Annotated in this window: 9 protein-coding genes; 2 read left to right on the forward strand and 7 right to left on the reverse strand. The window is 78.9% G+C overall.

Annotation, left to right across the window (positions count from 1 at the left end; all coding sequences use genetic code 11):
- Positions 1-44: 44 nt before the first annotated feature.
- The 4 genes from ACRYMN_RS01500 to ACRYMN_RS01515 form a co-directional block, all read right to left on the reverse strand.
- On the reverse strand, positions 45-629 hold the full coding sequence (locus tag ACRYMN_RS01500; RefSeq protein WP_432491239.1) for a single-stranded DNA-binding protein: 585 nt from the start codon (positions 627-629) through the stop codon (positions 45-47).
- Positions 629-925 carry a 30S ribosomal protein S6 gene (gene rpsF / locus ACRYMN_RS01505; RefSeq protein ID WP_242123198.1) on the reverse strand — a complete coding sequence of 99 codons (297 nt, stop codon included), beginning with the start codon at positions 923-925 and terminating at the stop codon, positions 629-631. The genes ACRYMN_RS01500 and rpsF overlap by 1 nt, the downstream gene beginning before the upstream one ends.
- 212 nt (positions 926-1,137) lie before the next feature.
- The gene (locus ACRYMN_RS01510) at positions 1,138-2,592 is read right to left on the reverse strand and encodes a hypothetical protein (protein ID WP_432491241.1); all 1,455 of its coding nucleotides are present in this window, start codon (positions 2,590-2,592) and stop codon (positions 1,138-1,140) included.
- 14 nt (positions 2,593-2,606) lie between these two features.
- The gene (locus ACRYMN_RS01515; protein WP_432491243.1) at positions 2,607-5,063 is read right to left on the reverse strand and encodes a transglycosylase domain-containing protein; all 2,457 of its coding nucleotides are present in this window, start codon (positions 5,061-5,063) and stop codon (positions 2,607-2,609) included.
- A 303-nt stretch (positions 5,064-5,366) separates the two neighbouring features.
- Here ACRYMN_RS01515 and ACRYMN_RS01520 point away from each other — a divergent pair, with 303 nt between their 5' ends.
- Positions 5,367-6,740 (forward strand): MFS transporter, encoded by a 1,374-nt coding sequence (locus ACRYMN_RS01520; protein WP_432491245.1) that lies wholly within the window; start codon positions 5,367-5,369, stop codon positions 6,738-6,740.
- A 58-nt stretch (positions 6,741-6,798) separates the two neighbouring features.
- Here ACRYMN_RS01520 and ACRYMN_RS01525 read toward each other — a convergent pair whose 3' ends face one another.
- The 3 genes from ACRYMN_RS01525 to ACRYMN_RS01535 form a co-directional block, all read right to left on the reverse strand.
- On the reverse strand, positions 6,799-8,721 hold the full coding sequence (locus ACRYMN_RS01525) for a serine/threonine-protein kinase (RefSeq protein WP_432491247.1): 1,923 nt from the start codon (positions 8,719-8,721) through the stop codon (positions 6,799-6,801).
- A gap of 112 nt (positions 8,722-8,833) precedes the next feature.
- Positions 8,834-11,179 carry a molybdopterin-dependent oxidoreductase gene (locus ACRYMN_RS01530; protein WP_432491249.1) on the reverse strand — a complete coding sequence of 782 codons (2,346 nt, stop codon included), beginning with the start codon at positions 11,177-11,179 and terminating at the stop codon, positions 8,834-8,836.
- 58 nt (positions 11,180-11,237) lie between these two features.
- Entirely contained in the window at positions 11,238-11,774 is a 537-nt protein-coding gene (locus ACRYMN_RS01535) for a Uma2 family endonuclease (protein ID WP_432491251.1), read from the reverse strand.
- A 119-nt stretch (positions 11,775-11,893) separates the two neighbouring features.
- Here ACRYMN_RS01535 and ACRYMN_RS01540 point away from each other — a divergent pair, with 119 nt between their 5' ends.
- On the forward strand, positions 11,894-13,801 hold the full coding sequence (locus ACRYMN_RS01540) for a diguanylate cyclase domain-containing protein (protein ID WP_432491253.1): 1,908 nt from the start codon (positions 11,894-11,896) through the stop codon (positions 13,799-13,801).
- Positions 13,802-13,813 lie beyond the last annotated feature (12 nt).

A 13,813-nucleotide genomic window follows, 5' to 3' on the forward strand; every position in this document is an offset into this window, starting at 1 on the left:
ATCGGTGCTGCGGGTGGTGCGGGTGCCGCCGGGGCGGCGGGCCGTCAGAACGGCGGGTCGTCGTTGGACGAACCGCCCCAGCCGCCGCCGGAGCCGCCGCCGGAGGGCCCGGTGGCCCAGGGGTCGTCCTGCTGCTGGCCGCCGCCGCCGGAGCTCGCGCCCCAGCCGCCACCGCCGCCACCGCCGGAGCTGCCCCCGCCGCCGAAGCCGCCACCGCCGGCGTTGCCGCCGCCGCCGAAGCCGCCGCCCCCACCGCCGCCGCCGCGGGAGGTCTTGTTGACCTTCGCCGTGGCGTAGCGCAGGGAGGGGCCGACCTCGTCGACCTGCATCTCGATCACGGTGCGCTTCTCGCCCTCCTTCGTGTCGAAGGTGCGCGACTGCAGGCGGCCGGTGACGACCACCCGGGTGCCGCGCGTGAGGGACTCGGCGACGTTCTCGGCCGCCTCGCGCCAGATGGAGCAGCGCATGAACAGCGTCTCGCCGTCCTTCCACTCGTTCGACTGGCGGTCGAACGTGCGGGGGGTCGAGGCGACGGTGAAGCTGGCCACGGCCGCCCCCGAGGGCGTGAAGCGCAGCTCGGGGTCGTTGGTCAGGTTCCCGACCAGCGTGACGACGGTCTCGCCGGCCATCAGGCGGCCTCGGCGCGGAGCAGCTTGGTCCGCAGCACCGCCTCGTTCAGGTTCAGCTGGCGGTCGAGCTCCTGCGCCACGGCGGGCGTGGTGTTGAGCTCGACGACGGCGTAGATGCCCTCGGACTTCTTCTTGATGTCGTAGGCCAGGCGGCGGCGGCCCCAGATGTCGACCTTGCCGACCTCGCCACCACCCTGGCGGACCACGTTGAGGAAGCGGTCGAGCGACGGGCCGACCGTGCGCTCCTCCAGCTCCGCGTCGAGGATCACCATGAGCTCGTACTGACGCGCGCTCATTCCCCACCTCCTTCGGTCTCAGGCGGCCACGGTCTCTCCGTGGCAGGAGGGTCTCGGTGCGTCGTCCGCGCCCGGTGTGCGGGCGCAGGACCACACGAGTCTACCGGCCCTCCGGGGAGCACGGTGCCGCGCCAGCGGCCCGCCGCGGCGGGCGTCCACAGGCGCCCGGGTCCGCGAGCCCCGCGCGGGCGGCTGGGGAGACCGCGGCGCCCTCAGGCCACCTTGACCACGAGGGCGTCCGGCGCGCCGTCGAAGTCGCCGCCGGCGGGGTCGTCGACGCCCGCCGACCGCACCGGGTCGCGCCACGGCGAGCGCACGTCGCGCACCACCGAGGCGACCAGCCAGGCCACCGCCGCCAGGCGCACCAGCAGCAGGAGCGCGTACACCTGCGGGGGCAGGGCGCGCTCCGGCTCGGACTGCCCGGCGATGAACAGCCACACCGCCGCGGAGGAGGCCGCCTCCGCCGCCCACCACAGCAGGTGCTCGCGCCAGCGCGGCACGGCCAGCACCGCCAGCGGCGCCAGCCACAGCGCCGCCTGCACCGGGAACGCCGGCGCCAGCGCGCTGGCGCCGGCCACGAGCAGGAACGCCACCTGCGGCAGGCGCGGGCGGCGCGGGGCCCACAGCACCAGCAGCGCCACCAGCAGCAGCCACACCGCCCACGCGCACAGCACCAGCGCCGTCACCGCGGCGCCGGACAGGCCCGCGGCGGTGGCGTCACCGCCGGCCCGGGCGGTCAGCTGCGGCAGCAGCCACGGCGAGCCGTACCCGGCGGGGCTGCCGAAGGGCGCGGTCAGGTGCTCGCTCCACGCCCCCGGCGACGTCAGGGCGAACGGGGCGCTGACCGCCGCCCACGCCGCCGCGGCGGTCAGCACCGTCGTGGCCGTCGCGCGCCGGCGCCCCGAGCGCAGCGCCAGCAGCACCAGCGCCACGAGCAGCAGCACCGAGTGGGTGCGGGCGGCGACGGCCAGCCCCAGCAGCAGCCCGGCGGCCACCGGCCGGTGCCGCGCCCACAGCGCCAGCCCGGCCGTCCCCAGCGCCACGCCCACCAGGTCGAAGGAGACCAGCGCGGTCAGCACCAGCAGCGGGCTCAGGGCCAGCAGCAGCGCGTCCCAGCGCCGGCGCGCGCCGGCGGCGACGGCCACGGCCACGACGGTGGCCAGCGCCGCCAGGAGCACGACGACGGCGCCGGCGTCGAAGTAGGCGCGCTGGGCGGCGGCGCCGACCTCGCCGGTGCCGAGCGCGGCGCGCACCGGCACGCCCACCAGCCAGGCCACGGCGGCGCTGACCGGCGGCTGCACCAGCGCCACGCCCTCGGAGTACGGGCCGGCCCCGCCGGCCAGGCCGGAGGAGGTGTAGACGACCGGCAGGTCGGAGTAGCAGGCGCGCACGAACTGGTCCGGGCTGCTCCAGCCCTGGCTGCGGCAGTGGTGCTTGGTCAGCGCGCCCAGCGCCACCAGCGCCGAGGTCAGCAGCACGAGCACCGGCAGCGGGCGCACCCACCACGGGCCGCCCGCGCCCAGGTGCCGGCCGGCCGGGCCGCCGAGGACCTCGGAGGCCGCGCGCGCCACGGGGTCGGTGGCGGTGGGCGCCAGGGGCGCGGTGGCGGCGGGGGTGGGCGGCGCGCCGGGGCCGTCGGGCGGGGGCGGGACCGTGCCGGTGCTCACGCCCCCAGCTTGGCTCACCACCCGGCGGCCGCGCCCCACCCGCCCGCGCCGGTCCCGCCCGCGCCGGTCCCGCCCGCGCCGGTCCCGCCCGCGCCGGTCCCGCCCGCGCCGGTCCCGCCCGCGCCGGTCCCGCCCGCGCCCGTCCAGCCCGCGCCCGTCCCGCCGGCGCCGTCCGTGCCGCCGGGACCGGGGCCACCGCCGCGGCGGGTGGTCGCGTCCGCGGCCGCACCCCCGTCCGGGGCAGCGCCGTCCGCGGGCCCGCCGCCGGGCTCGCCGCTGCCGCCGGGCCCGCCGGAGCCGCCGTTCGCCCCGCCCGCGGGGGTGCTCGCGGTGGCGCGCGGGGCGCCGGGGGCGGCCGTGGCCGTGGCGGTGCCCTCCGGGGAGGCGGTGGCCGTGGCGGTCGCCGTGGGCGAGCTCGTGGCCGTCGCCGTCGGCGAGCTCGTGGCCGTCCCGGTCGGCGAGCTCGTGGCGCTGCCCGTGGCCGTGGCGCTCGGGCGCGCGCTGCGGGTGCCGCTCGGCGAGGACGTCGCCGGGGACGACGAGCCGCGCGAGGAGCCGACGTAGGCGGGTTCGGGGAAGTCCTCCTCCTCGGTGCCCTCCAGGGCGGCGCCCATGAAGGCCGTCCAGATGCGCACCGGGTACGAGCCGCCGGTCACCTCGCCGCGGCCGAGGTCCAGGGCGACGGAGGAGCCGTCCTCGCCGCTCTGGTACAGCGCCACGGAGGCCGCCAGCTGCGGGGTGTAACCGGCGAACCAGGCGGACTTGTTGCCCGAGGAGGTGCCGGTCTTGCCGGCCGCGGGGCGCCCCAGGTTGCGCGCGTAGCGGCCGCTGCCCTGCTGCACGACCTGCTGCATCGCGTACGTGGCGTCGGCGGCGACGTCCTCGGAGAAGACGCGCTCGCGGGCCGGGGAGGCGGTGTAGGTGCGGGTGCCGTCGGCGTCGTCGACGCTGGCGACGGTGTGCCACCTCGTGCGCACGCCCTGCGCGGCGAACGTCGCGTACGCCTGGGTGACGTCGATCGGGTGCGGGGAGGCGGTGCCCAGCACGTTGGAGATCGTGGTGTCGTCGTCGCCGAGGTCCTGGGTGTCCACCGGGTAGCCGGCGCGGATCGCCACGTCCCGGGTCGCCTCGGGGCCGACCTCCTCGTTGAGCTGCGCGTAGACGGTGTTGACCGAGTTGGCGGTGGCGGTGAGCAGGTTGATGCGCCCGTAGGACTGGTCGCCGAAGTTGCGCGCCGGCCAGCCGTCCACCGTCATGGGGCTGGCGCCGCTGAGGGTGGTGCGCAGCGAGACGCCCTTCTCGAGCGCGGCCACGAGGGTGAACGGCTTGAAGGTGGAGCCGGCCTGCGCGGTGTCCTGGGTGACCGCGTTGCGGCTGCGCTCGAGGAAGTCGGCACCGCCGTACATGGCGACCACGCCGCCGGTGGCCGGGTCGATCGCGGACAGCGCCACGTGGAAGCCCTCGGGGCGGCGCGCGGGCAGCTGCTCGTCCACGGCCTCGACGGCGGCGGCCTGGGCACGCGCGTCGAAGGTGGTGACGATGCGCAGCCCCCCGCGCTCGACCTGCTCCTCGGTCAGGCCCGCGGTGCCGGTCAGCTCGCGCTTGACGGTGTCGAGCAGGTACCCGGCGGTGCCCTGGTAGGAGTTGGAGCGCTGCGGCTCGCGCGTCTCGGGCACCCCGGCGGCGGCGCGCTCCTGCGCGGACAGCCAGCCCTCCTCGACCATGCCGTCCAGGACGTAGGAGACGCGCTGGGCGGCCGCCTCGGGGTCCTGGCGGGGGTCGTAGTTGCTCGGCGCCTTCAGCAGCGCGGCCAGCAGGGCGCCCTGCGAGGCGTCCAGCTGCTCCACGTCGACCCCGAAGTACTCGCGCGCGGCGGCCTGGACGCCGTAGGCGCCGCGGCCGAAGTAGACGGTGTTGAGGTAGTCCTCCAGCGTCTGCGCCTTGGACTGCTGCTGGTCGATCTTCAGCGCGAGGAAGAACTCCTCCGCCTTGCGGGTGTAGGTCTGCTCCGAGGACAGGTAGTAGTTCTTCACGTACTGCTGGGTGATCGTGGAGCCGCCCTGCTGGGTGCCGTCGCTGACGTTGCTCCACAGCGCGCGGGCGATGCCGGTGGGCGAGACGCCCCGGTTCTCGTAGAAGCTGCGGTCCTCGGCGGCCAGCACGGCGTGCTGGACGACCTCGGGCACCTGCTCGATGGACACGTCCTGCCGGTTGACCTCCGAGAAGGTGCCGATGGGCGTGGTGCCGTCGGAGTAGTAGACGGTGCTGGTCTGCGCGTCGGCCAGCTCGTTGGGGCTGGGCACGTCGACCAGCGCGTACGCCGCGGCGAAGCCGCCGGCGCCCAGCACGGCGCCGGCCACCAGCAGCCCGCCCAGCCACGCCAGGACCCGGCGCCCGCGCCGGCGCGCGGCCGGACGGGCCGGCCGTCGCTGCGGGCGGGCGGGAGCGGGAGCGGGACGACGTGCAGCCACTGCGCTTCGGACCTCCGGACGTCGGGGTGCGCCGCGGGCGGGGCTCGCGGCGCGGCGTGGGCGCTGCCGGTCCATCGGCAGGCACCGGCCGGGGCTGCGGCGGGTCCGCGGGGCCGCTCGCGCGAGCGGTCGCCCGGGGTCACCACCGGCCACCGGCGTCCCCAGTATGCGCGCCCGCCGGCGCCGCACCCGCCGACGAGCCCCGCGCACCCGGCCCCCGCCCCGGCTGCGCACGGGACCTCCACCCGGACGGGTGCGCACCACCCGCGCGGGCGCGCCGCAGCCGCGCCGTAGCGTGGGGCGGTGCCGCGACCGGGGGTCCTCGCCGAGCTGGCCCTGCTGCTGCGCACGCGGCGCTACCGGCACCTGCTGGCCGTGCGGCTGGCCGGGCAGGGCGCCGACGGCGCCTTCCAGGCCGGGCTGGCCTCGCTGTTCTTCTTCTCCCCCGAGCGGCAGGCCACCCCCGCGGGGGTGGCGCTGGCCGCGGCGGTGCTGCTGCTGCCCTTCACCGTGGTCGGCCCGTGGGCCGGGGTGCTGCTGGACCGCCGCCCGCGCCGCTCGGTGCTCGGCGCGGGCGGCGTGCTGCGCGCGGGGCTGGTGCTGGCCACCGCCGGGGCCCTGGCCGCCGGGTGGGGCGACGCCGTGCTCGGTGCGCTGGCGCTGGCGGTGCTCTCGGTCAACCGCGCGCTGCTGGCGGGGCTGTCCGCGGCGCTGCCGCGCGTGGTGGCCGCCGAGCGGCTGGTGCTGGCCAACGCCGTCACCCCCAGCGCGGGCACCGTCGCCGCCGGGGCGGGCGCGACGCTGACGGTGGCGCTGACCGCGGCCGCGGGCGGCGGTGCGCGGGCCGACGCGGCGGCGCTGCTGGCCGCCGCGGCCGGCTACCTGCTGGCCGGGGTGCTGGCGCTGCGCTTCCCGCGCGCGCTGCTGGGCCCGGACCTGCGGCCCGCGACGACCGGGGCGACCGGGGCGACCGGGGCCGCCGTGGCGGCCGGGGTGACGGCGACGGCGGCGCTGCCCGGCGCGCGGGCGGTCGCGGTGGTGCGCGCCGCCGCCCGCGACGCGCTGGCCGGGCTGGGCCACCTGCGCGAGCGGCCCGCGGCGCTGGCGGCGCTGGGCGTGGTGGCCTGGCACCGCTGGGCGTTCGGGCTGACGACGGTGGCGGTGGTGGTGCTGTGCCGCACCGTGCTGGCCGCGCCCGACGACCCCGCCGCGGGGCTGGCCGCGCTGGGCGTGCTGCTGGGCGCGGTGGCCGCCGGGGCCGGGGCCGCCGCCGTGCTGGCCCCGTGGGGCGCGCGCGGGGGGCGGGTGCCCGGCTGGATCGCCGGGTGCCTGGTCGTGGCGGGCGCCGGGCAGGTCGCGGTGGGCCTGAGCACGTCGCCGGCGGTGCTGGCGGTGGCGGCCGCGGCCCTGGGCCTGGGCGGGCAGGGCGCGAAGATCGGCGTGGACACCGTCGTGCAGCGCAGCGTCGACGACGCCTACCGCGGGCGCGTCTTCACCGCCTACGACCTGGTCTTCAACGTCAGCTACTGCCTGGCCTGCGCGATGGCGGTGGTGCTGGTGCCGGCGGACGGGCGGCTGGGCGCGCTGGGCGCCGCGCTGGGCGCCGGCTACCTCGCGCTGGCGCTGGCGGGCGCGCGCGCCGGCGCACGGGGCGGCCGGACCGCCCCTGGGGGCTGAGGCGCCCGCGGGAGGCGGCCGGCCCCGGCGAGCAGGACCGGCCCCGGCGAGCGGACCGCTACGGGGCCGGCGCCGTGCCGGTGGGCGCCGCGGACGCGGTGGGCGCGGCGCCGTCGGACGCCGTGCTCGACGCCGTGCTCGTCGGCGACTGGCCGGCGCTCGTCGTCGGCTCGGGCGCGACCTCCTCCGCCGGCGGGGTCGTGTCCGGCGGGTCCTGCGTGGCCGGCGGGTCGGGAGCCTCCGAGGAGGGCGGCGGCGGGCTCGTCGGCGGGGTCACCGGCGGCGGCGTCACCGGCGGCGTCACCGGCGGGGGGCCGGCCGGCGGCGGGGTGATCGGCGGGGGCACCACCGGCGGCGGGCTCGTCGTCGACGGCGGCGGGGGCGGCGGGGTCGACGACGGCGGGGGCACCGCGACCGGCGGCGGGGTCGTCGAGGGCGGCGGCGCGGGCGAGGTCGTGCCCGGTCGGGGGCTGCTCGGGCGCGGGGTGGCCGGCTGGCCCGCCGGCGGCAGCGGCGCCGTGGACGACGGCGCGGGTGGCGCGCCGGGGGTGCCGGGCGTGCCGGGGGTGCCAGGGGTGGTGGGCGTGCCGGGGGTGCCAGGGGTGGTGGGCGTGCCGGGGGTGGTGGAGGGGGGCGTGCTGCCGGGCGCGCTGGAGCCGGTGCTCGACGGGCCGGCGCTGCCCTGCGCGCCGTCCGCGTCCGCGGTGCCCTCCGCGCCGTCCGTCGCGTCGGTGCCGCTCGCGCCGCTCGTGCCGTCCGTGCCCTCCCCCGTCGTGGGCGGCGCCGGCTCGGGCGGCACGCCGGTGGGGCGCGGCTGGACGATGGCGACCGGGTTGGGCACCTCCTCCAGCCGGCCCTGCTGCACGGCGGTGACGGCCACGGCCGTGCCCGCGGTGGCGAGCAGCAGGGCGGCGACGACCACGGCGACGGGGCGGCGCGGCAGCACGCGGGTGCGCGAGCGCGAGGGCACCGCCAGGTGCGCGGGCGCGCGCGGGCCGGCCGGGGCGGGGGCGGCCGGGGCGCTGGGGCGCGGCGCGGCGACGGCGCGCAGGGCCTCCACCCAGGCGGGCAGGTCGTCCGGGCGACGGCGCGGGTCCTCGTCCAGGCCCTGCAGCAGCAGGTCGGCCAGGGCGGGGTGGGCGGCGGTCTGCGGGGCGACGGCGAGCTGGCGGCGCACCAGGTCGGGGTCGACGGCCCCGTCGGGGCCGGTGGCCGGCGGCTGGCCGGTGAGCACGTGCACGGCGGTGGCGGCGAAGCCGAAGACGTCGGAGGCGGCGGAGGGCAGCGACCCCGCGCGCACCTCCGGCGCGGTGGTCGGCGGGGCGTGCTGCTCGGCCGGGCCCGTGCGCAGGCCGCCGAGGCTGGCGCCGGCCAGGCGCACCCCGTCGGCGGCCCACGAGCCGCCCAGGCGCACGGTGCGCGGGCCGATGTCGCCGTGCACCAGCGGCGGGACGTCCTCGGTGCCGCGGTGCAGGTCGTGCAGCACGGCCGCGGTGCCGGCCAGCACGGTGAAGCGCTCCTCCAGGCCCGCGCCGGGGTCGTCGCGCAGCCAGTCGGCCACGGAGCGGCCCGGGGCGTGCTCGAGGACGGCGTAGTCCCAGGCCGGTCCGTCCAGCTCGAGGCGGCCGGGGGCGTGCGGGGCGGGGCCGGAGAAGGTGTGCACGACGCCGGCGAGGCCGGGGTGGCGCACGCGGGCCAGGCCGCTGGCGCGCTCGCGCCACACCTGCTGCACCGCGGCCGCGGACGGGTCGGCGTCGGGGGCCGGGCGCAGCGCGACGAGGGTGAACAGCGTGAAGAGCACGTCGGCGGCGGCGGCCCCGTGGTCGAGGACGTTCCAGGCCTCGTCGGGGCCCTCGGCCTCGCCGAGCAGCTCGTAGCGGTCGGGGTCGTCGGGGGGTCCGGCGCGGTGGCGGACCACCGAGGGCACGTCGTCGGCGGAGGTCAGCCAGTCGTCCGGCCAGCCCTCGGTCACGTGGGGCACCTCCGCGCCTCGGCGGTGCGGCGCGCGCACCGGGTGGAGGTCCAATGATGCCCCACGGCACCGCCCGTTCGGGTGAACACGGGCACCTCCGGCGGCGGGCGCGGCGCCCGGTTCAGGCCCCCGCGGCCGCCACCGGCGCGGACCGCGCGCTCTCGTGCACGGGCTGGTCGAACGCCGTCACCCTGGGTACCGGGCCGGTGTGGGCGCCGACCTCCACGGCGGCGTGCTGGCCGGTGCACGCCTGCGCGAGGCGCGAGGAGCCGACGTCGCGGGTGAGGACGTTGACGTTGCCGTAGCCGCACGTCACGCCCGCCTCGGCGCCGGCGTCCGGGTCCCACCAGGCGCCGGTGGACATCTGCACCACGCCGCGGCGCACCGCGTCGGAGACGACGAGCCCGCCCAGGCAGCTGCCGCGGGCGCTGCGCACCACGACGACCTGACCGTCGGCCAGGCCGCGCGCGGCGGCGTCGTCGGGGTGCAGGCGCACCGGCTCGCGCCCGGCGACCTTGCCGGCCTGCGAGTGGGCGCCGTGGTCGAGCTGGCTGTGCAGGCGGGCGGCGGGGTTGTTGGCGACCAGCCACAGCGGGAAGCGCTCGTCGGGGGCCTCGTCGGTGGGCAGGTGGACCGGGTGGCCGGGGCAGTCGTCGTAGCCGAAGGACTCCACGGTCGGCGAGTGCAGCTCGATGCGGCCGCTGGGGGTGCGCAGCGGGAAGCGCGAGGGGTCGGCGCGGAAGGAGGCGAACATGACCTTCGCCTCGGCGTCGTCGGGCAGCGCGAACTCGCCGAGCTCGCGGAAGCGCGCGTACGGCGGGGCGTCGTACCCGGCGCGCGCGCCCGGGCCGGTGCGCCACTGCTCGTACAGGTGCTCCACCCACCCGGCGGCGTCGCGGCCCTCGGTGAAGCGCTCCCCCGCCCCTAGGCGCGCGGCCAGCGCGGACAGGACGGCGTAGTCGTCGCGGGCCTCGCCCAGCGGCTCGTGCACGCGGCCCATGTGGATCAGGCGGTCGTCGTAGCGGGCGGCGCCGACATCCTCGCGCTCCAGCGTGGTGGTGGTGGCCAGCACGACGTCGGCGTGGCGGGCGGTGGTGGTCCAGAACGGCTCCTGCACCACGACGGTCTCCGCGGCCCGGAACGCCCGGCGCAGCCGCTGCAGGTCCTGGTGGTGGTGGAAGGGGTTGCCGCCGGCCCAGTGCACCAGCCGCAGGTGCGGGTACGTCTCGTGCCGGCCGTCGACCTCGTACGGCTCGCCGGGGTGCAGGAGGGCGTCGGCGATGCGGGCGACGGGGATGCGCGCGCGCAGCGGGTCGCCCAGCTGCGGCAGCGTGGGCAGCGGCTGGCTGCCCGCGCGGCGGCCGACGCCGCCGGTGGAGGCGTAGCCGTGGCCGAAGCCGCCGCCGGGCAGGCCGACCTGCCCGAGCAGGCAGGCGAGCGCCACCGCCGCCCACAGCGGCTGCTCGCCGAAGCGGGTGCGCGCCACCGACCAGCTGACGGTGACCATGGTGCGCCCGGCGGCGGCGCGGCGCGCCAGGTCGCGGATCGTCGCCGCGGGCACCTGCGTGATCGCCTCGGCCCACTCGGGGGTCTTCACCACGCCGTCGTCGGCGCCCTCCAGGGAGGCCAGGAAGCGCTCGGTGCCCGAGCAGCAGCGCGCCAGGAAGTCCTCGTCGTGCAGGCCCTCCTGCACCAGCACCCGGCACATCGCCAGCAGCAGGGCGGCGTCGGTGCCGGGCACGGGCGCGACCCACTGCGCGTCCAGCTCGGCGGCCAGGTCGTCGCGCAGCGGGGAGACGAGCACGAAGCGCGCGCCGCGGGCCCTGGCCCGGCGCAGCCGGCCGGCGATCTCGTGGCGGCTGATGCCGCCGCTGGCGACCTCGGAGTTCTTCGCGGGCAGCCCGCCGAAGGCCAGGACGAGGTCGGTGTGCGCCTCGATGCTGGACAGCGCCGTCGGGGAGAGCAGCGGCTCCTGGTTGCCCACGACGTGCGGCATGAGGACCTCGCCCACGCCGTGGCTGTACGTCCACGACGAGCGCACCGCGCCGCCCAGGCAGTTCCAGAAGCGGTGCACCTGGCTCTGGGCGTGGTGGAAGCGCCCGGCGCTGGCCCAGCCGTAGGAGCCGGCGAAGACGGCGGTGGGCCCGTGCCGGGTGAGCACGCGCGAGAGCTCCCCGGCGAGGCGGTCGAGGACCTCGTCCCAGCCCACGGCGAGGAACTCGTCCTCCCCGCGCCGCGCGTCCGGGCCGGGGCCGTCCTCCCACCAGCCGCGGCGCACGTGCGGGCGCAGCACCCGCGCGGTGGTCGTGGCGGCCACCGGCACGTTGCCCAGCAGCGGCGAGGGCTCGGGGTCGTCGGGGTGGGGGTGCACGTGCACGCGCCCGTCGGCGCCGGTGGTGGCGGAGAAGGCGCCCCAGTGCGAGGAGTGCGGGGTGCCGAGGCGGGTGCGCGGGCCGGTCGTGCTCACCGCACCAGGATCCCCGATGCGCCGGGCCGACCCGCGCGCCCGGTGCGCCCGGGGCCGCTCAGGCGAACAGGGCCCCGACGTCGAGGACGACCCCCCAGCGCTCCAGCTCGTGGGTGCCGGCGCTCAGGGCGCGGTCCAGCTCGTAGGCGCCGTCGACGAGGCGGTGCACGTACACCGTGTGGTCCCACGGCGAGACGATCCAGTACTCCGGGCACCCGTGTCGGGCGTACCTGGCCGTGTTGCGCACCCAGTCCTTCGACTGGTTCGACGGGGAGAGCACCTCGACGCACAGCAGCACCGGGCCGTCCCAGTACTGGGCGCCCTCGTCGACCTCCGCAGCCGCGTCGATGACCACGACGTCCGGCTCGTACTTGTCCGCCCCCGGCTTCCAGCCCCACTCGTGGAACACCTGGCGCCCGTCGCGGTCCAGCAGGTTCGCCAGCCGGACGATCAGCCGCTGGTGCCGCCCGGTCACCACGCCGCGCGGGAGGAAAGCCCCGTCCACGTACTCGCCGCGCACGTCGTCGCCCAGCGCACGGTAGTCCTCCCAGGACATCGGGACGCCGCGGGCACCCTCCTGCACCTCAGCCGCCACGGTGCGAGCGTAGCCCGCAGGACCCCCGGCGGTCAGGGCGTGCACGGATCCCCGCCGTCCCTCGCGGGTCCACCCGTGCGGGCGCTCAAGGTCGGGCGCGCACCTGCCGATGAGGGCGCATGAGCACCGCGACGCAGCGTCACGACGGCGGGCCCGCGCTCGCCCGTGCGGGGGAGGCGGGTGTCGCCGGGGGCAGGAGGGGATCCCGGCGGGCACCCTCCCCGCGCACGGCGGGCGCGCGCCTGGCCGTCACGACCGCGGCGCTGGTGGGGCTGCTGGTGGCGCTGGCGCCCGTCGTCGCCGGCGGCGGCGCGCCGACCACCGCGGTGTGGTGGCCGGCGGCCGGTGCGGGGCTGGCGCTGGCGGTGCGCCGGCCGTCCCGGCGGTGGTGGTGCGTCGCCGGGACGCTGGTGGGCAGCGCGCTGGCGCTGCGCTGGACGGGGGCGGACCCGGCGCTGCCGACGGCGCTGGTCGCCTGCGCCCAGGCGCTGCAGTGCGCGGTGGGCGCGTCGGTGACCGGGCTGCTGACCGGTGGGCGCCCGGTGCGCCTGCGCACCACCGGCGACGCCTGGCGGCTGGCCGCCGGCGCGGTGGCGGGGGTGGTCGCCGCGTGCGCGCTGCTGCAGCCGGTGGCGGCGCCGGGCACGGTGCTGCACCTGGCGCCGGCGCAGCTGCTGGGGGTGCTGCTGGTGGCGCCGCTGCTGCTGCCGGCGGGCACGCCGCGGGCGGTGGACCGGCGCACCCGCGCCGCGCGCACCGAGTGGGGCGCGGCGCTGGTGGTCTCCGCGGCGGTGGCCGCGGCGCTGTTCGGGCGCCTGGACCCGGGTCCGTGGTCGTTCCTGGTGGTGGTGCCGGTGCTGTGGGGCGCGGCGCGCCTGGGGCTGGGCCGGGCGCTGACGTGCCTGCTGGTGGTGGCGGTGGTGGCGACCACCGGCACGGCCGCGGGCCTGGGCCCGTACGGGGGGTTCAGCGCGGGGCACCGCACCGCGGTGCTGCAGGCGCTGCTGTTCACGTGCGGCGCGGTGACGATGGTGATGTCGCTGGTGGTGCGCGCCCGCGAGGGCGCCGTGGTCGAGGCCGGCCGGCGCGAGGAGCTGTTCCGCCGCACCTTCGACGACGCCCTGCTGGGGGTGGCGCTGCTGCGGCTGCGCGCCGACGGCACCGCCGTGGTGGCGCGGGTCAACGAGCGGCTGGTCTCGATGCTGGGGCACGACGTGCCGGTCGGCTCGGACTGGTCGGCGCAGGTGCACGAGGAGCACCGCGGGGCGTTCGTGGAGGCGGTGCACGAGATGGTCGAGCAGGTGCGCGCCGGCGACAGCGCGCACTGGCACGCCGAGGTGCAGCACGGCGACGGCGACGTGTGGCTGGAGCTGGCCGCCTCGGCGTGGCCGACCTGGCGCGGGGACGGGCGCGCCGGGGAGGTGGCCGCGGTGGTGCAGGTCGCCGACGTGACCCAGCGGCGCCTGGTGCAGCGCAGGCTGCGCCGCGCGGCGCTGCACGACGCGCTGACGGGCCTGCCCAACCGGGCGCTGCTGGAGGACCGGCTGCGCCACGCGCTGCAGGCCGCGGCCCGCTCGGGCCGGCGGGTGGCGCTGCTGTACTGCGACCTGGACGACTTCAAGCCGGTCAACGACACCGGCGGGCACGCCGCCGGCGACCACGTCCTCATCGAGGTGGCGCAGCGCCTGGGCGCGGCGGTGCGCCCGGGCGACACCGTCGCGCGCCTGGGCGGCGACGAGTTCGCCGTGGTGTGCCCGGACCTGCCCGACGCCGAGGCCGCCGGGGCGGTCGCCGAGCGCGTCGTGGCCGCGATGGCCGAGCCGTTCGAGGTGGCCGGGTGGAGCTTCCCGGTGGGCATCAGCGTGGGCGTCTCGATCGCCGCGCGCGGCGCGGACGCGCAGCGGGTGCTGCAGGACGCGGACGCGGCCATGTACGAGGCGAAGGGCGCCAAGGGCTCCGGGCGCGGCGGGCGGGTGCGCACCAGCGGCGGGCGCGTGGTGGACCTGCGCTCGGCGCGCGAGCGCTAGGCCCGGCCCCGG

The sequence above is a fragment of the Kineococcus gypseus genome (assembly GCF_050871305.1).
In the GTDB taxonomy this organism is placed as follows: Bacteria; Actinomycetota; Actinomycetes; order Actinomycetales; family Kineococcaceae; genus Kineococcus; species Kineococcus gypseus.

Excerpts from the sequence above, each read along its gene's own strand:
- ACRYMN_RS01540 (WP_432491253.1), top strand. The coding sequence starts at position 11,894 with ATGAGCACCGCGACGCAGCGTCACGACGGCGGGCCCGCGCTCGCCCGT.
- rpsF (WP_242123198.1), bottom strand. The coding sequence starts at position 925 with ATGAGCGCGCGTCAGTACGAGCTCATGGTGATCCTCGACGCGGAGCTG.
- ACRYMN_RS01500 (WP_432491239.1), bottom strand. The coding sequence starts at position 629 with ATGGCCGGCGAGACCGTCGTCACGCTGGTCGGGAACCTGACCAACGAC.